General features: G+C 66.6%; 12 protein-coding genes. 6 read left to right on the plus strand and 6 right to left on the minus strand.

The features are described from left to right. The coding region (locus tag FFS10_RS19055) for a DUF5801 repeats-in-toxin domain-containing protein (protein ID WP_137896118.1) at positions 1-2,156 on the minus strand (2,156 nt) is incomplete at its 3' end. Between the two features lie 401 nt (positions 2,157-2,557). Then, positions 2,558-2,842: a hypothetical protein gene (locus tag FFS10_RS19060; RefSeq protein WP_137896120.1), complete on the minus strand. Its 285-nt coding sequence runs from the start codon at positions 2,840-2,842 to the stop codon at positions 2,558-2,560. Between the two features lie 707 nt (positions 2,843-3,549). Here FFS10_RS19060 and FFS10_RS19065 point away from each other — a divergent pair. Beyond that, positions 3,550-5,097, plus strand: coding sequence for a S8 family peptidase (locus FFS10_RS19065; protein WP_137896122.1), 1,548 nt, complete (start codon positions 3,550-3,552; stop codon positions 5,095-5,097). A gap of 106 nt (positions 5,098-5,203) precedes the next feature. On the opposite strand, the gene FFS10_RS19070 is transcribed toward FFS10_RS19065, so the two are convergent. Further along, complete coding sequence (locus FFS10_RS19070; protein ID WP_137896124.1) at positions 5,204-8,227, minus strand: T1SS-143 repeat domain-containing protein; 3,024 nt, start codon at positions 8,225-8,227, stop codon at positions 5,204-5,206. An 810-nt stretch (positions 8,228-9,037) separates the two neighbouring features. Here FFS10_RS19070 and FFS10_RS19075 point away from each other — a divergent pair. After that, positions 9,038-10,435, plus strand: coding sequence for a S8 family peptidase (locus FFS10_RS19075; RefSeq protein ID WP_212744155.1), 1,398 nt, complete (start codon positions 9,038-9,040; stop codon positions 10,433-10,435). A gap of 99 nt (positions 10,436-10,534) precedes the next feature. Here the strand turns inward: FFS10_RS19075 and FFS10_RS19080 are convergent, their stop codons facing one another. Beyond that, the gene (locus FFS10_RS19080; RefSeq protein ID WP_137896126.1) at positions 10,535-10,945 is read right to left on the minus strand and encodes a hypothetical protein; all 411 of its coding nucleotides are present in this window, start codon (positions 10,943-10,945) and stop codon (positions 10,535-10,537) included. 285 nt (positions 10,946-11,230) lie between these two features. Here FFS10_RS19080 and FFS10_RS19085 point away from each other — a divergent pair, with 285 nt between their 5' ends. From FFS10_RS19085 to FFS10_RS19100, 4 genes are read left to right on the plus strand one after another with little or no spacing between them, the layout of a single operon-like run. Beyond that, a complete protein-coding gene (locus tag FFS10_RS19085; RefSeq protein ID WP_137896128.1) occupies positions 11,231-12,994 on the plus strand; it encodes a type I secretion system permease/ATPase in 1,764 nt (587 codons plus the stop codon). 25 nt (positions 12,995-13,019) lie between these two features. Then, positions 13,020-14,777, plus strand: coding sequence for a type I secretion system permease/ATPase (locus FFS10_RS19090; RefSeq protein WP_137896130.1), 1,758 nt, complete (start codon positions 13,020-13,022; stop codon positions 14,775-14,777). 11 nt (positions 14,778-14,788) lie between these two features. After that, positions 14,789-16,162, plus strand: coding sequence for an HlyD family type I secretion periplasmic adaptor subunit (locus FFS10_RS19095; protein ID WP_137896132.1), 1,374 nt, complete (start codon positions 14,789-14,791; stop codon positions 16,160-16,162). Positions 16,163-16,165: 3 nt separating this feature from the next. Continuing rightward, a complete protein-coding gene (locus FFS10_RS19100; RefSeq protein ID WP_137896134.1) occupies positions 16,166-17,551 on the plus strand; it encodes a TolC family outer membrane protein in 1,386 nt (461 codons plus the stop codon). 128 nt (positions 17,552-17,679) lie between these two features. On the opposite strand, the gene FFS10_RS19105 is transcribed toward FFS10_RS19100, so the two are convergent. Both FFS10_RS19105 and FFS10_RS19115 read right to left on the minus strand, forming a co-directional pair. Further along, entirely contained in the window at positions 17,680-18,054 is a 375-nt protein-coding gene (locus FFS10_RS19105; protein ID WP_171016181.1) for a helix-turn-helix domain-containing protein, read from the minus strand. Between the two features lie 148 nt (positions 18,055-18,202). Next, on the minus strand, positions 18,203-20,569 hold the full coding sequence (locus tag FFS10_RS19115) for a Tex family protein (RefSeq protein ID WP_137896145.1): 2,367 nt from the start codon (positions 20,567-20,569) through the stop codon (positions 18,203-18,205). Positions 20,570-20,603: the final 34 nt, after the last annotated feature.

The raw sequence follows: 20,603 nt of genomic DNA on the forward strand, positions 1-20,603 counted from the left end.
CTGATGCCCAGGGCATAGGCCAGCGTGCCGGCGCCGTCGGCGCCGAAGGCCGAGGTGAAGTTCACCGAGAAGTCCGCCGTCGCGTTGGTCGCCAGCACCGTCTCGTCGACCGTTGCCGTGGGCTCGGTCCCGGTGGTCGAGATCGACGGGCCGTCGTCCTCGAAGTTGAGGTTCTGGGCGATGTTCAGCGTCGCCGACGCCGTGTCGCCGTCCCCGTCGGTCTTGGTCGCCGTGAGCGTGATCAGCGTGTCCGCCGCCAGCGTCTTGTTGTCGTCATGGTCCGCGGCCGTGCTGCCTGCGACCGGGTGCACGATCGCGCGCTGCTGGTCGAGCGTGACCACGCCGGTCGTGCTGTTGACGCTTGCCGTGAACACGATGTCGCCGGTCGCGGCGTCGGTCGCGTCAGTCCCCTCGCGCCCGACCACCACCCCGCCTTCGAGGAACAGGAACACGCCGTTGTTGGTCGCCGTGTCGGTCAGCCCGGAAACCGCTCCCACAGAGCTGATGCCCAGGGCATAGGCCAGCGTGCCGGCGCCGTCGGCGCCGAAGGCCGAGGTGAAGTTCACCGAGAAGTCCGCCGTCGCGTTGGTCGCCAGCACCGTCTCGTCGACCGTCGCCGTGGGCTCGGTGCCGGTGGTCGAGATCGATGGGCCGTCGTCCTGGAACGTCAGCGCCGCGAACTGGTTGGGGGTGACGCTGGACCTGATTAGGCTGAAGCCGCCGATGTCGAAGGCGGCGTTGAGGTTGGCGTCGTTGGTGTTCCCGATGTTTTCGATCAGCACCCGGTTGTGATCGGTGGCGGTCTTGTAGTTGATTTCGTCGTTGGCCACCACGCCAGTTATGGTCACAGTGTCCCCCGTGAAATCCACGCTCCGAGTAATGCCGGTATCCGGGTCCGTGAACGTGACAAGGCCGGTGCCTGTAAAGACGTGGCTGCCAGTAAAGGTCTTACCCTGCGCCTTGATGGACCAACTGATCTTGACCTCGGTGATGTTGACCGCCGCGTCATCGCCATCGTTGAGCCCGTCGATATACCCTATGCCAGTCTCAGTCGTATCCGTGACGTTGAACGCGCTGAGCTTCATCGTTGCCGCCTTGGGCGGCTGCAACTGGACCACCGTGAAGATGGCTTCGTTCGCGCCCAAATACGAGGCGAACTTGATGTTGGCTTCAACGTCCGCTTCGTTCTGGTCCAGGTTCGGAACGGTCAGCGGAAGGCTGTCAGCCGACAGCGTCACGAAGCTGAAGTACATGCCCTCCAGGGGATCGATCATCTGGTTGTTCGTGCCTATGGTCGTGCCGCCGCCGCCCTGGCCGGTGTTGACGGTGTCGCCGCTGGTGATGCCGCTGGAGTCGCTGGACTGGTTGATCGGGTCCTTGCCGGTGACGACGATGGCCGCCTCGCCGGCCGCCGGCGTGCCATCGGCGTACATCAGGAACAGGTTCTGGCCCGATGGTGCGCCTTCGAGGGAGAAGTCGACGCGATTGCTGACCGAAACGTAGAGGTTGTACAGGTTCAAGCCTTCGTCGGGGTCGGTGGTCGGGTGCTTGATTTCCTCGTACTCCACCAGCCAGACCTTGGATCCCACGGCGCCTGCGTCTGTGGCTTGAACGGCACCGAGAGCGTCCGTGGCCTGCAGGTAGGCGGCGAAAACGACGGCGCCGTCCGGATCGGCCAAGCCGGTGATGGGATCGGCCTTGAGGCCGAAAACGACGTTGTTTTCGTCCACGCCGGGCAGGTCGGCCGCCAGGCCACGGGCGGCGGCGATGACCGAGTAGCTGTAAAGGTAGATCTTGCTGCCGTCGACCGTCCGCAGCGAAACGCCAGGCGCCGACAAGGCCTCGACGCCAGACAGCGCGCCACCCGTGGAGTTGGTGAAAGCCAGATCGATGACATCGGCCCCGAATCCGCTGAGCATGGGACTGCCATCAGGGTCAGAGGAAGTTCCGCCGCTCACGGCTACGGTGACATTGACTCCGGTCAGATCCTGGGTCACCACGGCAGCCAAAAGCGTGTCGAATGCGGTGACTCCGCTACTTATGAAGCCGAGACCATCCGCAACGTCGTTACCTGTGAGGTCACCGCCGCCGGCGGTCGAATTCTGCGTACCCGATGTCTCATCGACGATCAGTGTTCCCGTGATAGTGAAGGCCATGATTTACTCCTGGAAAGTACCGGCCATGAAAGCCTGGCCGCGTGCGGCTTACTGCTACTTTCTTAAATCTAGAAATCGGCGGCCAATGCGCATCGGCCGATGCTCCCAGGCGGCCTAGGAGGTTTGGCCTAGTTCAAACCAGTGACTAGAGACGAAGTGACGCTGCAGCGCCTGATGCAGTAACGAGAACTCCCTGCCCAGCAGAGCCGGGCAGGGAGCCTGCGGCGCCCCCGTTTCCAGGCCAGGGGTGGCGCCTGCCGCAGGAACTGAGCGATCACGCCTACCCCACCTCCTGCCCAACGCCTTTCTCGGCGATGGCCTCAGCTGCAGCGGCTTTGCAGATGAGGAGAGGTTCTGGGGAACGTGCCTCCCGATAAAGAAGTTGTTGATCCGGTCTGGGCTCACACGGCACACCGACCGCCCGACCCGGGGCGGCGCCGGGGAGAATCCTCGTCCCGGACGCAAGCGGCGAAGACGACGGCGCCCGTGGCATCCGGGTTTCCTTTGGCATCGGCCTTGCGGCCAAAGACAATACGGACCTTGCCCATGCCGAGCAGATCCACGCCCCTGTAGGGGTAGAGATAGACCTTCCTGCCGTCGGCCGCGGTGAGGCCGCTGTCGACCCCCTCCCACGCATCTCGACGGACCTGCCTGGCGACAGCCATATCAATGACAGTCGACGCCATGATGTACTCCCAAGCGGGCGCAGCAGTCAAAGCTGACTACTCCGCGCCCTGCTACTAGAAATCAGTCTAGAGGCCGAGAGAGATTGCGCATCGGCCGATGCTCCCAGGCTGGGCGGGAGTTGTGGCCTATGGGGCTGTCTCGATCGCGCCGGCAAACCCCCTTGCCGGCTTCCTTGAACAAGAAGAAACAAAAAAACTAGTGGTTTACCCGGGCCTGCGGCCGCTGGTTGTTAGACTAGCGGGCTAGGAGGCGGGGGATACCGCGCACATCGACCGAAGCGCCCGGATGATCTGGGAGCTTCGGCTTATCCGGCCGCAGCACGAACGGGGACGAAGAACCCCGCTGCTCGGCCGGGGATTGGAATCACCGGGGTTGGGACAAACCCCCTCATCGGCTCGAGCCGGGTTCCTGTGCGCCACATCACTCCATTGAAGACCTGACGGGCCAGCGCTTGCTGGGCCAAGCAGCGGCCTGCACGGCCGGGCTGGCGCCTGCACGGCTTCCGGCGCCGCGATGCGTCCACTTAAGGGCCTGCGCTTTGGCAGGTTCTGGCAATTCTTGTCCGATATTTCGGCAAGACGCCAAACTTAGTAACTAAAGCATTACTAATGTGAGCCCGAGTAACTTCGCTTGGAGGAGCCTAGGGTTCTCCCGGAAAATTTAGGGCATTCGTAACCGAAAAAGCACGGGCCCAGGCCCGACTCTCATGAAATTCCCCTCTTTTTGCCGCCTGCTGGCGGCGGTCGCTCCGGCGGCCCTGGCCTTTTTTGTGCCTTTCGCTTTTGCGCAACCCTCCGGCGGCTCTGCTGCCACCCATTCTTATGCGGCTTCGCGCCCCATTACGGGTCGTTACATCGTGGTCTTCAAGGCCAGCGTGGCCAACCCAGCCGCTGAGGCTGCAGGCCTGATGCAGGGCCGCGGCGGCCAGCTACACCATGTCTACTCGCGTGCGATCAAGGGCTTTGCCGCCACCCTGCCCGACGCCGCGCTGCAGGCCATCCGAAACAATCCGAACGTGAGCTATGTCGAGCAGGACCAAACCGTCTCGCTCAAGCAGGTGAGCTCGCCGCAGAACCAGGCCACCTGGGGCCTGGACCGCATCGACCAGGCAGACCGGCCGCTGGACACCCAGTACCAGTTCAAGAGCACCGGCGCAGGCGTGAACGCCTTTGTGCTCGACACGGGCATCCGCACCGACCATGTGGAGTTCTCGGGTCGGCTGAAGCCGGGCTTCAACGCCATTGCCGACACCAACGGCACCAACGACTGCAACGGCCATGGCACCCACGTGGCGGGCACGGTAGGCGGCACGACCTGGGGCGTGGCCAAGGGGGTTTCGCTGATCCCGGTGCGGGTGCTCGACTGCGCGGGTTCGGGTGCCTGGAGCGGCGTGATTGCCGGCATTGACTTCGTTGCCAACAGCACGCTGCGCCCCGCCGTGGCCAACATGTCCTTGGGCGGTGGCGCCTCCTCCGCGGTGGATGCGGCCGTAGCGGGCGCCGTGGCCAAGGGCGTCACGGTGGTGGTGGCGGCCGGCAATAGCAATGCCGACGCTTGCACAGTGTCGCCGGCGCGCGAGCCCAGCGCCATCACAGTGGGCGCCACCAACGATCTGGACTCCCGTACGTCGTTCTCGAACTGGGGCAGCTGCTTGGATATCTTCGCGCCGGGTGGCGGCATCACGTCGGCATGGAACACTAGCGCAACCGCCACCAACACCATCAGCGGAACGTCGATGGCCTCACCGCATGTGGCCGGGGTTGCTGCGCTTGCGCTGGCCGCCAACCCGACCGCCACACCCGCTGCGGTAGCGACGCTGGTGACGTCCAATGCCACGGCCAACCGATTGATCGAGAGCACCATTCGAACCGGCTCACCCAACTTGCTGGTTTACTCCCTGCTGGGTTCCCCAGGTAGCGTGCCGCAGCCAACCGCCAAGACGGTGGCGTTCAAGTCAATGTCCGGCAGCGCAACCAAGAACGGCGGCAACTGGAAGGCTTCTGCTGTGGTGACGGTGCGTGACGTGAACACCGGCGCACTGGTTCCCAACGCCACCGTGGACGGCAGCTTCTCGCCGGGTGGCACGAACAGCTGCGTGACCGGCAGCAACGGCAGCTGCACGCTGAGCAGCGCGGCGATCAAGAACAACGTGGCCTCGAGCACCACCTTGAGCGGTAACAGCGTCTCGGGCACGTACATCAACTACGACCCGAGCCAGAACTCGGTCAGCCAGATCGTGATCAGCAAGCCCTGAGCTTCACACCCTTCGACAGCGCCAGCACCGGCGCTGATCTCTCGAGACCGCGGCCGCCTTTGGGCGGCCGCGGTCGTTGGGAAGTGACAAGTCCGGTGGATAGGAGCTACAACGCAGCATCGATCAGACTGCTGGTTCCCACCGTGGTTACGAACACCCCATCGGCATCCAGCGTCACGTCCAGGCTGGCCGCTGCGCTGCTGTCCCCGTCCTCATCGGTCAGTTGGGCCTGTACGGAGAAGTTGATGTCGTACGACACCGGCACCGCGATGCTCTTGAGCAGGATGTCAAAGGTGTCCTTGTTGTTGTCGTTGCCTATGCCGCTGATGTCGATGCGCGTGTAGCCGCTGGCCGTGATGATGGTCACGGTGTCGTTGTCGGCGCTGCTGCCGGCCGTGCCGCCGCCCAGGCCATGCAGCTCATAGCCCAGGCCACTGCTCACCGCGGTCACCGTGCCGCCATCGTTGCTGGCCACGGGCGCGCCGCCGGGGCCGACCAGGACATTTCCGTTGATCAGTATCCCGGTGATCTGCAGTTCGGCTCCGCTTGCATCGTAGACGCGCACCAACGCATCGCCGTCGTCGGCCGGCGAGTTGTTCTGGTTCATCACCAAGGTGAACCGGTTGACCGTGAAGGCCTCGCCGGCTTCCAGCACGCCGTCGCCGTCGTCCTCCAGGAACTCGATGCGGATGCGGTCGGTCAGGTCGTCTGTCGCGCTTGCGGTCTGCGGCTCGAAGTTGAAGTCCTGCCCCGTGCCTACGCCCACGCCGGCCTGGCTGACGTTGACCGTGGTCTGGGCGCTCGACGAAGGCGGTGTCGTTGTGACGTTGTCGCCGGTATCGACCCAGCCGCTGAACAGGGCGTCCACAGTCGTGCCGCCGATGTCGTTGACCACCAGGGTGAGCGGGTTGCCCGAAGCCACATGGGCGGTGAAGCTGCCGAAGTCCACGTCCTGCGAGTTGGCGATGGTCTTGAGCATCGTGATGTCGTAGAGGTCGTTCGCCACGACGCTGCCATCGGGGTTCAGCGTCATCACGAAGACCGTGGCGGCCGGGTCGGCAATGTTGGTCGTCGCGGTCAACGTGTCGGTGCCGAAGCCATAGACCCGGATCGGCAGGCCGCCGAACAGCAGATCTTCGAGCGCCGGTGTGCCATCCTGCAGGATGCCCTTGAGGATGTCGCCATCGGCGCCACCGACGAACTTGACCGTGCCTTCCTCATCCGCGCCGACGTTGCCGATGTAGCCCAGCGCCGCACTCGCGCTGGCACCGGCCGCGTTGTGGACCGTGATGTCGCCCGGGTTCAGCGGGTCGGGGCTGTCGTCGTCCACGGTGATCACGAACTGGTCGGCCGTGGCCGTGGCCTTGTCCCCGTCGCCGTCCGTCGCTTGCAGGATGGCGCCGAGCTGGAGCTGAATGTCATCTTCGGTGCTGACGACCGGATGGTCGAGCTGATCCTTCAGTGTGAAGAGGTAGGCGCCGCTGACGGTGTTGGTGATTTCCAGCGTGAAGACCTCGCGGCCTCCGGCGCTCGCCGTCAGCTTGTTGCCCACCACGGCGTAGGTCACGGCGTCGCCCTTGGAGGTTAGCCCCTGCGGCAGCCCGGCAATGTCCAGCGGGTCGCTCGACAAGCCAAAGCTGGCCAAGCCGTCCGCGCCTCCCAGGAACAGCCCGGAAATGTTGCCGCTGGTCGTGTGTTCGGGGGCGCCGTCGTCATTGATGTTATCGGCGGCATTCAGGTCGCCTGTGCCACCGGGGTTGCCGCCGGGCAGGCCGTCTTCGTCGACCTCACTGGTCACAACGGCGGCCGCCAGGGCCGGGCCATCGTCCTCGAACACCAGGGCTTCAAAGTTCAGCGTCTGGGTGGCGGGCAGGGGGATGCTGAAATCGCCGATATCGAAGTCGGCGCCGGTCTTGGTATTGGCCGTGCCGGTGTTGTCGATTTGCACACGGTTGTGGCCGACGGCGGTGTACTCGATGGTGTAGCCGGACTTGACGCCGACGAGGGTGGCAACACCACCGGTAATACTAATGGTCACGCCGCTTACCGGATCCCCATTGGCATCTGTCACCACCACTGACGTGATCGGGACCAGTGTGTCGTCGCCGTAGCCGCTGATGAACTGTCCCGCGCCTGGCTCTGCGTCCGTCGTGAAGGCTGTGATCGTCACTGTGCACGACTTGCTGGACGGCTGGGTTTGAACCACCTTGAAGCTGGCGGTGTCCGAGGATTTCACACCGACAAACTGGATGTTGCCCTCGACGTCCGCCTCGGTCTGCGACAGGTTGGGAACGGTGAAGTCCGATTTGGCGTCGGTCACGAAGGTAAAGACCATGCCCTCGCCCGGGTCGATCATCTGGTTGTTGGAGCCGATGGTGGTGCCGCCGCCACCCTGGCCGGTGTTGACGGTGCCGCCGCTGGCCGCATTCTTGGCAGTGACGACCAGCGCCACTGCGTCATCACCTGTGCCATTGCTTGCGATGCCGTCACCCGCCTGGCCGTACATCAGGAACAGGTTCTGGCCGGAGGGCGCGCCTTCCAGGGAGAACTGGGTTAGCAGGCTGACGGTGACACGAATGACGTCGAGCGGCGAAACCGCGTCGTCGTAGGCTGCAGCCGTCTCGCCCGCGACCGGATGCTTGAGCGGCTCGTATTGCACCAGCCACACCTTGGCGCCCGTGGCGCCCGCATCGCCGACCGCCACGGTTTGCGTGTCCAGGTAGGCGGCAAAGACAACGTCCCCGGTCGGCCCGCCCTTGCGGCCGACCAAGACGTTGTTGTCGAAGGTGGAGACGTACAAGAAGATGTCCGTGCCGTCCAGGGTTTCAAGGCCGCTGTTCACCCCATTGCCCCCGACGAGGGTGAAGCCCACGTCGAGAACGCCCGCACTGAAGGTGAATACATTGGTGCCGGTTGACGACGCGCTCGTCGCGCCGCTCAGAGCCACCTGCACCCCGGCGCTGCCAATGGTGGCAAGCTCACTGGCCAGAACGGCGTCGAATTCAGGAACCAGGTTGAGCAGCGTGGTCAGACCCGTCGCATCGCTGGCAGTGCCGATATCGTTATTGGCGGTTTCGCCTGTGCTTTGGTTCTGTAGACCCGATGTCTCGTCAATGATCAAGGTGGACATGATCGACTCCCCGAAAAAGTAGCGACCACAGAAGCCTGGCCGCTTGGCTTGCTACTTCCTTTTTAAATCTACGAATTGCCCAGGAATCCGCATCGGCCGAACCTCCCAGGTGGTCTAGGAGGTTTGGCCTGCATGAAATGCATGAGGGGTCCGCACCCGGCGGCCTTCCGCAAACAAGAAGAAACAAAAAAACTAGTGGTTTACCCGGGCCTGCGGCTGCTTGTTGTTAGACTAGCGGGCTAGGAGGCGAGGGACGCCGCGCACATCGGCCATAGCACGAACGGGAACGAAGATCCCGCTGCTCGGCCGAGATTTGGAATCACCGGGGTTTGCACGAACCCCTTCATCGGCTCGAGCCGGATTCCTGTGCGCCAGATCACTCCATCGGAGACCTGACTGGCCAGCTTCTGCTGGACCAAGCGCCGGCCTGCGCGGCCGGGCTTGTGCCTGCGCGGCTTCCGGGACCGCAGCGCGTTCGCGTACGACCTGCGCTTTGGCAGGCCTGGGTTCCCTTTGGCCAAAATTTCGAAAAGAAGCCAAGAATGGTAACCAAAGCATTACAGCCGTGAGCGGCTGTAATTTCGCTTTGAGAGCCTCAGGGTTCTCCCTGAAAATCGCAGGGTTCGTAACCAAAAAGTACGGGCCCAGCCCCGACTCTTCATGAAATTCCCCTCTTTTTGCCGCCTGCTGGCGGCGGTCGCTCCGGCGGCCTTGGCCCTTTTTGCGCCTTTCGCTTTTGCGCAAGCCTCCGCCGGCTCTGCTGCCAGCCACCCCTATGCTGCTTCGCGGCCGATTACAGGCCGTTACATCGTGGTTTTCAAGGCCAGCGTGGCCAACCCGGCTGCCGAGGCTGCGAGCCTGATGCAGGGCCGCGGCGGGCAGCTGCACCACGTTTACTCCCGTGCCATCAAGGGCTTCGCCGCCAGCCTTCCTGAGGCTGCGCTGCAAGCCATTCGAAACAATCCCAACGTGGACTACGTCGAGCAGGACCAGACCGTCGCGTTGAAGCAGGTGAGCTCGCCGCAGAACCAGGCCACCTGGGGCCTGGACCGCATCGACCAGGCAGACCGGCCGCTGGACACCCAGTACCAGTTCAAGAGCACCGGCGCGGGCGTGAACGCCTTCGTCATCGACACCGGCATCCGCGCCGACCATGCGGAGTTCTCGGGCCGCCTGAAACCAGGCTTCAGCGCCATCGCGGACGCCAATGGCACGAACGACTGCAACGGCCATGGCACCCATGTGGCCGGCACGCTGGGCGGCACGACCTGGGGCGTGGCCAAGGGCGTTTCGCTGATTCCGGTGCGTGTGCTCGACTGCAACGGCTCCGGCTCCTGGAGCGGCGTGATCGCCGGCGTCGACTGGGTGGCCAACAGCACGCTGCGCCCTGCGGTGGCGAACATGTCGCTCGGCGGTGGTGCCTCCACAGCGGTTGACGCCGCCGTGGCGGGTGCCGTGTCCAAGGGCGTGACCGTGGTGGTGGCGGCCGGCAACAATGGTGTTGACGCCTGCCTCAGTTCTCCGGCCCGCGAGCCCAGCGCCATCACCGTGGGCGCTTCGACCAGCATTGACGCACGTGCGTCTTTTTCCAACCTGGGTCCGTGCGTGGATATTTTTGCGCCCGGTGGCGTCATCACCTCGGCATGGAATACCAGCGCCACCGCCACCAACACCATCAGCGGAACGTCGATGGCCTCGCCGCATGTGGCCGGAGTCGCGGCCTTGGCGCTGACCGCCAACCCGGGCGCCACGCCTGCGGCGGTCGCAACACAGGTGACATCCAGTGCCACAGCGGGTCGATTGATGGCGAGCTCCATCGGCCCCGGTTCACCGAACCTGCTGCTCTACTCGCTCCTGGGTTCGGGGTCAGGCACTCCGCTGCCGACCACCAAGACCGTGGCCTTCAAGTCCATGTCCGGCAGCGCCACCAAGAACGGGGGTAACTGGAAGGCCTCCGCCGTTGTCACCGTCCGCGACGTCAACACCGGCGCCACGGTCGCCAACGCCTCGGTCGGCGGCAGCTTCTCCCCCGGCGGCTCGGCCAGCTGCGTGACCGGCAGCACCGGCAGCTGCACGCTCAGCAGCGCGGCGATCAAGAACAACATGGGTTCGTCAACCACGTTCAGTGGCAACAGCGTCTCGGGCACCTACCTGACTTACGACGCCAGCCAGAACACGGTCAGCCAGATCGTGATCACCAAGCCCTGAGCTTTATCGAGTCCTTGTGCCAGCGCCGGCACAGGTCTCTCAACCGCGGCCGCCTTTGGGCGGCCGCTGTCGTTGTGGCGTAGCGAAATGGGCTGTGCGCTAAAGCACTGCGTCAATCGCATGGCCGATGCCGACCGTGATCAGGAAAACCTCATCATCGGCCTGCAACGTCATCTCCAAGCCAGCCGCGGCATTGGCTTGCGCGGCGGACGCCAGCGCGTGCTGGGCACCGGCTCCGAGCTGCACGCCATTGCTGGTGATGGCGTCCAAGGCGGAGGCGCCGCCTCCACCGCCTCCACCCTCACCGACCGGCGTGTCGGGCGGCGCCAGGCTTGCTGCCATGGCGATCAGTGCATCGATGTCGTCGGGGGCGGCGTGGCTGTCGGGCACGGCCAGATTCGTCGCCAGCGCCACCAGGGGGGCAATATCCGCCAAGGGGTTGGCAGCGGCAGCGGAAGGAAAGCCGGGCCACTCACTCGCCGGACCTGGCTTGGATGGACGGTTGGACATGATTTCCTCCTCGAAAAAAGGCTGGGCGCCCGCATGCGAGCATGGCCTGCTGTTGGTATCTGTTGAAATCTAGGACAGGAACCGAATTGCGCATCGACCGATACTCCCAGGCGGTCTGGGAGTTCCGGCCTATCCAGGCTCGACGCCACGCCGCTGGTGTTTCGCCCCAAGCTCAGTTATAACTTTCGAATTCCGTCTGCTTCTGATGGACTTGCTTGACAGAGGAGTGAGGCAAGAATATGCGGGCGCCAAGAAGACCAACGACCTTGAGGTCAAGGAGGTCGCGTGAGCTCACGAAAACCCGTTTCTGAATTGCGCGACGCCGTGCTTGCGCTGCGGCCCCAACTGGTCCGGGCGACCTGGTTCAGCCTGGGCAGCAGCCTGCTGCTGCTGATGCCCACGCTCTACATGCTGGAGGTCTACGGGCGGGTGCTCGACAGCCGCAGCGCCATGACGCTGGCCATGCTGACCCTGCTGGTCCTGGCCGCGCTACTGGTCATGGGCGTGCTGGACTGGGCCCGTGCCGAGGTCATGCGCGAGGCCAGCTTGCGCCTGGACCAGCGGCTGAGTGCGCGCATTTTCGATGCGATCTTCGAAGCCAGCCTCAAGCGCGTGCCGGGCAGCTCGGCCCAGCCCATGAGCGATTTCCGTACGCTGCGTGAATTCCTGTACGCCCCGGTGCTGCTGGCCCTGCTGGAGTCGCCCGCAGCGCTGGTGCTGATGGTGCTGCTGTTCGCCATGGACGCGGTGCTGGGTTGGGCCGCCCTGGCCGGAGCCATCGTGCAGACCCTGCTGGCCTGGATGACCGAGCGCAGCACCCAGCCGCCGCTGACGGCCGCCAACCGCAGCGCCATCGCAGCGCAGCAATATGCGGATGGTTCGCTGCGCAACGCGCAGGTGATCGAGTCCATGGGCATGCTGCGCGACATCCACAGCCGCTGGATGGACAAACACCAGGAGTCGCTGGCGCAACAGGCCCAGGCCTCCGACGCCGCGGGCGGCTACCAGGCGCTGTCCCGCATGCTGCAGCTCATGATGGGCTCGGTGCTGCTGGGCCTGGGGGCTTGGCTGCTGCTGCGTGCCGACCTGCCCGGTGGCGGCGGCATGATCATCGTGGCCTCCGTGCTGGGGGGGCGGCTGCTCGCGCCCCTGGTGCAGATCGTCTCGCAGTGGCGCGTCGTGGTGAACGCCCGCGACGCCTGGGCGCGGCTCGAGCCCCTGCTGGCCCAGCTGCCGCCACGGCCGGAAACCATGCCCCTGCCCCCGCCGCGCGGCCAGTTGAGCGTGGAGAACCTGGTGGCCGGCGCCCCCGGCAGCACCACGCCGATTCTGAAGGGCCTGCATTTCGCGCTGCGTCCGGGCGAGGTGCTGGCCGTGGTGGGACCCTCGGCCTCGGGCAAGACCACGCTGGCGCGCCTGCTGGTGGGCGTGTGGCCTGCGGCTTCCGGCAAGGTGCGGCTGGACGGGGCCGATGTGTTCAGCTGGAACAAGGCCGAACTGGGCCCCTACATGGGCTACCTGCCACAGGAGGTCGCCCTGCTCGACGGCACCCTGGCCGAGAACATCGCGCGCTTCGGCGAGGTGGACATGGCTAAGGTCGAGGCCGCGGCACGCGCCGTGGAGCTGCACGACTTCATCATGGCCCTGCCCCAGGGCTACGACAGCCCGGTCGGCCGCGAGGGCGCCATCCTGTCCGGCGGCCAGCGCCAGCGCGTGGCCCTGGCCCGTGCGCTCTACGGCGAGCCCGTGTTCGTGGTGCTCGACGAGCCCAACGCCAGCCTGGACGAGGCCGGCGACGCCGCCCTGGCCCATGCCATCGAGCGCCGCAAGGCCCAGGGCACGAGCTTCGTGGTTGTGACCCAGCGCACCAGCGTACTCGGCGTGGCAGACAAGATGCTGGTGCTGCGCGACGGCACCCAGCAGCTGTTCGGGCCGCGCGACGAGGTACTGGCCGGCCTGGCCAAGGCGGTGCAGCAGACACAGAAACTGCCGCAGCCCGGCCGGCCCGCAGAGGCTGCGGCTTCGGCTTCGGAGTTGGCGCCCTCCTGAGGCGCATCTGTCAGGGGAAGCCGCCATGAAGCCAGCTGATTTCACCGCCCGTAGCGAACTGGGCACCACGCTCTGGGCCTTCCGGCGCGAGTTCCTGGTGGTGGGCGTGTTCAGCATGGTCAGCAACCTGCTGCTGCTCGCGCCCACGATCTACCTGCTGCAGGTCTACGACCGCGTGCTGGTGAGCCGCAGCGAGCTGACGCTGCTGGCCGTCTCGCTGGTCACGCTGTTCCTGATCGCGGTGCTGGCCTTTGCCGAATGGTCGCGCTCGCGGCTGCTCGTGCGCACCGGCATGCGGCTGGACCAGCAGCTGGGCACGCGGGTGTTCGGCGCCAGCTTCGAGGCCAGCCTCAGCCAGGCCGGCGGCAACCCCGCGCGCGCCCTGCGCGACATGACCGAGATACGCCAGTTCCTGACCGGCCACGGGGTGTTCGCCTTCTTCGACGCGCCCTGGACGCCGATCTACCTCGCCGTGCTGTTCTTCCTCCACCCCTGGCTGGGTCTGCTGGCCCTGGGCTTCATGGTGATCCAGGCGGCGCTGGCCTGGTTCGGGCAACGGCACAGCCTCGCCCCCAACGAAGCGGCCGCCCAGGCCCTGAGCGAGGCCCAGTCCTTCCTGCAGAGCAAGCTGCGCAACGCCGAGCTGCTCGAGTCCATGGGCATGGTCGGCCACCTGCGGCAGCGCTGGCAGGCCCGGCACGCGGCCTACCTGGCGCGCCAGGCCCGGGCCCAGGGCCTGACCCACCGCCTCGTGGCCTGGAGCAAGCTGCTGCGCTACAGCCAGCAGTCCCTGGTGCTTGGCGCGGGGGCCCTGCTCGTGATCGACGGCCAGTTGTCGCCCGGCGGCATGATCGCGGCCAACGTGCTGACCCTGCGCGCCCTGGCCCCCATCGACCTGCTGGTGGGCTCCTGGCGCGGCTTCGCCGGCGCGCATGCGGCCTACCAGCGCCTCGAGGCGCTGCTGGCCGCCCACCCCGAGCGCGGGTTCGAGCCCAGCCTTCAGGAACCGACGGGCGCGCTCACCCTGCGCGACGTGGTCGCCAGCGCCGCCGGTCGCGCCAAGCCCATCCTCGACGGCCTGAGCTTCGCCGCGGAGCCCGGCACGCTGACCATGGTGATGGGCCCCTCGGGCTCGGGCAAGTCCACCCTGGCGCGCGTCATGCTGGGCATCTGGCCCGATGTCACGGGCGAGGTGCTGCTCGACGGCCGGCCTGTGACGGAGTGGGACCGCACCACCCTGGGCCCGCATCTGGGCTACCTGCCGCAGGACATCGAGCTCATGGAGGGCACGATAGGCGAGAACATCGCACGCTTCGGCGAGCTGGACTCGGCCAAGGTCATCGCCGCCGCGCGCAGCGCGGGGCTGCACGAGATGATCCTGCGCTTTCCCAAGGGCTACGACACGCCGGTCGGCGAGGCCGGCAACCTTCTGTCCGGCGGCCTGCGCCAGCGCGTCGCCCTGGCACGCGCGCTCTATGGCGAGCCCGCGCTCGTGGTGCTCGACGAGCCCAACGCCAACCTCGACGATGCCGGCGAGGCGGCCCTGCAGAAGGCCTTGCAGGAGCTCAAGGCCAAGGGCCGGACGGTGTTCGTGATCGCCCACCGGCCGCTCCTCAAGCCCGACCGCCTCTTGCTGCTGCACGAGGGCCGGCTGGTGGCCGACGGAACCCCAGAGACCATCAGGGCCATGGCGCGGCCGGCGCGGCCGCTGACGGTGCAGACTGCGCCCGGCCCGCATCCGCCGGCGCCGGGCCAGCCGGCCTCCCCTGCCCTAGAGATGTAAGCGAGGCAACCATGGCAAGCAAGGCATCACCGCAAGCGCAAGACACGCCCTCCCCGAGCAAGCTGGTGCGGCTGGATGGCGGCGCCGAACCGCCGGCTGCGACGGACTCGGGCCGCGCCACACGCATCGGCCTGTGGGCCCTGGCCCTGGGCTTCGGCGGCTTCGTGCTGTGGGCCGCGCTGGCGCCGCTGGACGAGGGCGTGCCCAGCCAGGGCCTGGTGTCCATAGACACCAAGCGCAAGGCGGTGCAGCACCTGAGCGGCGGCATCGTCAAGGAGGTGCTGGTGCGCGAGGGGCAGGCCGTCAAGGAGGGGCAGGTTCTCGTGAAGCTCGACGAGGCCGTGGCGCGCGCCAATTTCGAATCGGTGCGCCAGCGCTACCTGGGCCTGCGCGCCATGGAGGGGCGGCTGCTGGCCGAGCAAGCAGGGCTGGCCAAGATCAGCTACCACCCGGACCTGCAGGCCGCCGCGGCCGACCCGCTGATCCGCCAGCAGATGGTCATGCAGGAGCAGCTGTTCCTCTCACGCCGCTCGGCGCTGCGCGCCGACCTGCAGGCCATAGAGGAAAGCATCCAGGGCCAGCAGGCCCTGCTGCAGGCCTACGACGGCATGCTGGCCAACCGGCGCGAGCAGCTGATGCTGCTCAACGACGAACTGGCCCACACGCGCGGCCTGGTCCGCGAGGGCTACGCCCCGCGCAACCGCCAGCTCGAGCTCGAGCGCATGGTGGCCGAGTCCAACTCGGCCGTCGCCGAGCTGCTGGGCAACAGTGCGCGGGGACGCCAGGCCATCGCCGAGATGCGCCAGCGCGCGATTGCCCGCCGCCAGGAGTACCGCAAGGAGGTGGAGACACAGCTGGCCGACGTCACGCGCGAGGTGCTTGCGGACGCCGAGAAATTCGTCGCCGTGAGATCGGACCTGGAGCGCACCGAGATCCGATCCCCCGCCGCTGGCCAGGTGGTCGGCCTGGCCGTGCAGACCGTGGGCGGCGTGATCCAGGCCGGCCAGAAGCTGATGGACGTGGTGCCCGGGAACGAACCCTTGCTGCTCGAGGCGCGCGTGGCCCCGCACCTGATCGACAAGGTGCAGGCGGGGCTGCCGGCCGACGTGCGCTTCTCGGCCTTCGCCCACTCGCCCCAGCTGGTGGTGCAGGGCAAGGTGGAGTCCATCTCGGCTGACCTGCTGACCGATCCGCAGAACCCGGAGGTGGCCTATTACCTGGCGCGCGTGAGCGTGACGCCCGAAGGCCTGAAGGCCCTGGGCCGGCGCCAGATGCAGCCCGGCATGCCGGTCGAGGTGATCATCAAGACCGGCGAGCGCTCCCTGTTGACCTACCTGCTGCACCCGCTGACCAAGCGCCTGGCGGCGTCCATGAAGGAGGAATGAGCCATGGCAGCGGCGAACCGTTGGACATGCATGCGCGGCCTCGCGCTGCGGCGCTCGGCCTTGGCTCTGGCGCTGGCGCTGTTCGCCGCACCGGCCTGGTCCCTGGACCTGATGCAGGCCTACGAGGCCGCGCTTGCGCAGGACGCCAACATCCGCGCCTCGCGCGCGGCGGCCAAAGCCGGCCGCGAGCAACTGCCCCAGGCCCAGGCCCAGTTGCGGCCCAACATCTCGGCCAACCTGACTCGCAGCAAGAACTGGCTGGACCGCACCGAGCCTCAACTCTCCATCTTTGGCCAGCCCACCGGGCGGGAGGTGTCGAGCTCCCTGGACTACTTGAGCAGCAACTACGCGCTGACGCTGCGCCAGCCGCTGTACCGTCCGCAGCAGCATGCCCTGATCGACCAGGCCCAGGCCAAGGTGGACGACGCGGAAGCCGTGCTCGAGCGCGACCTGCAGCAGCTGGGCGTCAAGGTCGGCACGGCCTATTTCGAGGCGCTGCTCGCCGACGACCAACTGGCTCTGGTGCTGAGCCAGAAGGCCAGCTACACGACTCAGCTGGACGCCGCTCAGAAAGCGCTGGCCGGCGGCTCCGGCACCCGCACCGACATCGACGAGGCCCAGGCGCGCCTGGACATGGCCTTGGCGCAGGAGCTCGAGGCGCGCCAGCACCAGGACTACACCCGGCGCCAATTGCAGCTGCTTGTCAACCAGCCCCTCGATCGCCTGGCGCCGCTGGACGTGGTCCGCCTGCAGCTACAGCCGCCAGACCCGAACCGCATCGAGGACTGGACAGCGCGCGCCGAGCAGGGCAGCCCGGAAATCCACGCGCTCAAGGCCCGCATCGAGGCGGCCCGGCACGAGGTGGCTGCGGCCCAGGCCGGCCACTACCCCACGCTGGACGCCGTGCTCCAGTGGAGCAAGAGCGACCGCGACAACTTGACCAGCCCGAGCTCGCGCTACACGAACAAGGCCCTGGGCCTGGTGCTGAGGGTGCCGATCTATGCGGGCGGATATGTGGACTCCACGGTGCGCCAGGCGCTGGCCGAGCAGGAGCAGGCCGAGGAGGCCCTCGAGGCCCTGCGCCGCGAGCTGGGCCTGCGCGTGCACAAGGAGTTCCGCGGCGTGACCGAGGGCGTGCTGCGCATCCGTGCCCTGGAGCAGGCCGTGCGCTCGGCCGAGCAACTGGTGCTGTCCAACCGCCGCTCACTGCAGGCCGGCAGCCGCACCCTGGTAGACGTGCTCAACGCCGAGCAGCACCGCGTGGAAACCCAGCGCGACCTGGCCCAGGCGCGCTACCTCTACCTCGTGTCGCGCATCCGGCTGCAGGCGCTGGCGGGGGGTGAGAAAACGGGCACCATCGAGGAGATCAACGCCTGGCTTGGGCCCTGAGGCGGCAGTGGATGGCCACGGGCCTTCGGCCCTCGCCATGACGCCTCTTCGGTTCTCCCGTCATCGCGAGGCCTGAAAGGCTGCGGCGATCCATCGAGGATGGTCAATGCCCGGCGTGGGGTTCCCGATCAGCACCCGGCAACAGACTCGGCAATCAGGGCTTCGGCTGGAATGCCAAGGCTTCGATGCAATCTGCGGATCATGGCCAGCGTCAAGGGGCGCTTGCGGCTCAGGATCTCGTAGACGCGGTTGCTCTTGCCGATGAGCGGCTCCAGATCCTTCACGGACAGGCCACTTTGCTCCATCCGGAATCGGATAGCCTCCACCGGATCAGGAGCGGCAATAGGGAAGTGCTTGGCTTCATAGGCTTGCACGAGCGTAGCCAGGATGTCCAGACGGTCCCCCTCGTCGGTACCCAGATCAGGGTCGAATTCCATCAAGGCAGAAATCTCCTTGAGGGTCGCCTTGTAGTCTGCTTCGGTGTGAATAGGGCGGATGTCCATGTTGTCCTCCATGGCCGGTCAGGCCATTTCAACGGTTTCTGCGTCCACTGTGTCGTATTCCTTGTGAGTGCCGACGAACTTCACGCCATGACGCCTCTTCGGTTCTCCCGTCATCGCGAGGCCGAAGGCCGTGGCGATCCATGGACTTCTACTTGCGCAGCCCCTGCAGCTTGGAAAACGCCGAAGCCATGGCCGTCGCCTGCGGGGCGGACGGCGCCTGGCGCTGCCCCCGCCCTGCCCCCTCGAAGCGGTTGTCGCGCGGGCCCCCTCGGTCGCCGCCTTGGCGCGGCGGCGCGTCGCCCAGCTTCATGCTCAAGCCGATGCGCTTGCGCGCCACGTCCACCTCCATGACCTTGACCTTGACGATGTCGCCGGTCTTGACCACCTCGCGCGCGTCGTTGACGAACTTGTGGCTCAGCTGGCTCACGTGGACCAGGCCGTCCTGGTGCACGCCGAGGTCGACGAAGGCGCCGAAGGCCGCCACGTTGCTCACCGTGCCCTCCAGGATCATGCCGGGCTGCAGGTCCTTGATGTCCTCCACGCCCTCGTTGAAGCGCGCCACCTTGAAGTCCGGGCGCGGGTCGCGGCCGGGCTTTTCCAGCTCGCCCAGGATGTCCTTGACGGTGATCACGCCGAACTTGTCGTTGGCGAACAGCTCGGGCTTGAGCGTCTTGAGCATCTCGGCCCGGCCCATGAGCTCGGCGACCGGCCTGGCCGTGTGCGCCAAGATCTTCTCCACCACCGGGTAGGTCTCCGGGTGCACGCTGGTCATGTCCAGCGGGTTGTCCCCGCCGCGGATGCGCAGGAAGCCCGCGCTCTGCTCGAAGGTCTTGGCGCCCAGGCCCGACACCTCCATCAGCTGCAGCCGGTTCCTGAAGGCGCCATGCGCCTCGCGCCAGCGCACCACGGCCTTGGCCACGCTGCCGGACAGGCCCGACACGCGCGACAGCAGCGGCGCGCTCGCGGTATTGAGATCGACACCGACCGAGTTCACACAGTCTTCCACCACCGCGTCCAGCGTGCGTGCCAGCTCGCTCTGGTTCACGTCGTGCTGGTACTGGCCCACGCCGATGCTCTTGGGATCGATCTTCACGAGCTCGGCCAGCGGGTCCTGCAGCCGCCGCGCGATGCTGGCCGCGCCGCGCAGGCTCACGTCCACGTCGGGCATTTCCTGGCTCGCGTATTCGCTGGCCGAGTACACCGAGGCCCCCGCCTCGCTGACCACCACCTTCTCTATCGGCGCAGGCGCATCCTTGGCCAGCAGCTTGATCAGGTCGGCCGCCAGCTTGTCAGTCTCGCGGCTGGCCGTGCCGTTGCCGATCGCGATCAGGTTGACCCCGTGCTTCATGCACAGCTTGCCCAGGGTATGCAGAGAGCCATCCCAGTCGCGCCGAGGCTCGTGCGGGTACACGGTGGCGGTCTCGACCAGCTTGCCCGTGGCATCGACCACCGCCACCTTCACGCCGGTGCGGATGCCGGGGTCCAGCCCCATCACGGTCCGCGGGCCGGCCGGCGCGGCCAGCAGCAGGTCGCGCAGGTTGTCGGCGAACACCTTGATCGCCACCTTCTCCGCCTCTTCGCGCAGGCGGGCGAACAGATCGCGCTCGGTGGACAGGCTGAGCTTGACGCGCCAGGTCCAGGCCACGCACTTGCGGATCAGGTCGTCGGCCGGGCGGCCGGCGTGGCTCCAGCCCAGGTGCAGCGCTATCCTGCCCTCGGCCAGGCTGGGCTTGCCGGGCTCGGCCTTGGCAGTGGAACTCGCCTCCGGCTCGGGCAGCACCAGTTTGGCGTCCAGGATCTCCTGCGCACGGCCGCGGAACACGGCCAGTGCACGGTGCGAGGGCACACGGCCAATCGGTTCGTCGTAAGCGAAGTAATCGCGGAACTTGGCCACGTCGGCATGGTTCTCGTCCTTGCCCTCGGCCAGCTTGCTGCGCAGCAGGCCCTCGGCCCACAGCCATTCGCGCAGCGACTGCACCAGCGCGGCGTCCTCGGCCCAGCGCTCGGAAAGGATGTCGCGCACGCCATCGAGCACCGCCGGTACGGTGGAAAAATCACCGCCTTCCACCGAGCCCGCCGGCCTGACGAAGGCCTCGGCCTCGGCGGCGGGGTTCAGCGTGGGATCAGCAAACAGCTTGTCGGCCAGCGGCTCTAAGCCGGCCTCACGCGCGATCTGCCCCTTGGTACGGCGCTTGGGCTTGTAGGGCAGGTACAGGTCTTCCAGCTCCTGCTTGGTCGGCGCCGCCGATATGGCCGCGCGCAGCGCATCGCTCAGCTTGCCCTGCTCGGCGATGCTCTTGAGAATGGCCTCGCGGCGCTCTTCCAGCTCGCGCAGATAGCCCAGCCGGTATTCCAGCTCGCGCAGCTGCACGTCGTCCAGCCCGCCGGTCGCCTCCTTGCGGTAGCGCGCAATGAAGGGCACCGTGGCCCCGCCATCGAGCAGGCCCACCGCCGCCTGAACCTGATGGACCGCGACCCTGATTTCGCTGGCAATCTGCTGGATGATTTTCTGCATGCTGGAAATGGGCGCCCCTTGCGCCTGACTGAAC

This window comes from Ramlibacter sp. 2FC (assembly GCF_005503345.1).
Taxonomy (GTDB): Bacteria; Pseudomonadota; Gammaproteobacteria; order Burkholderiales; family Burkholderiaceae_C; genus SCMQ01.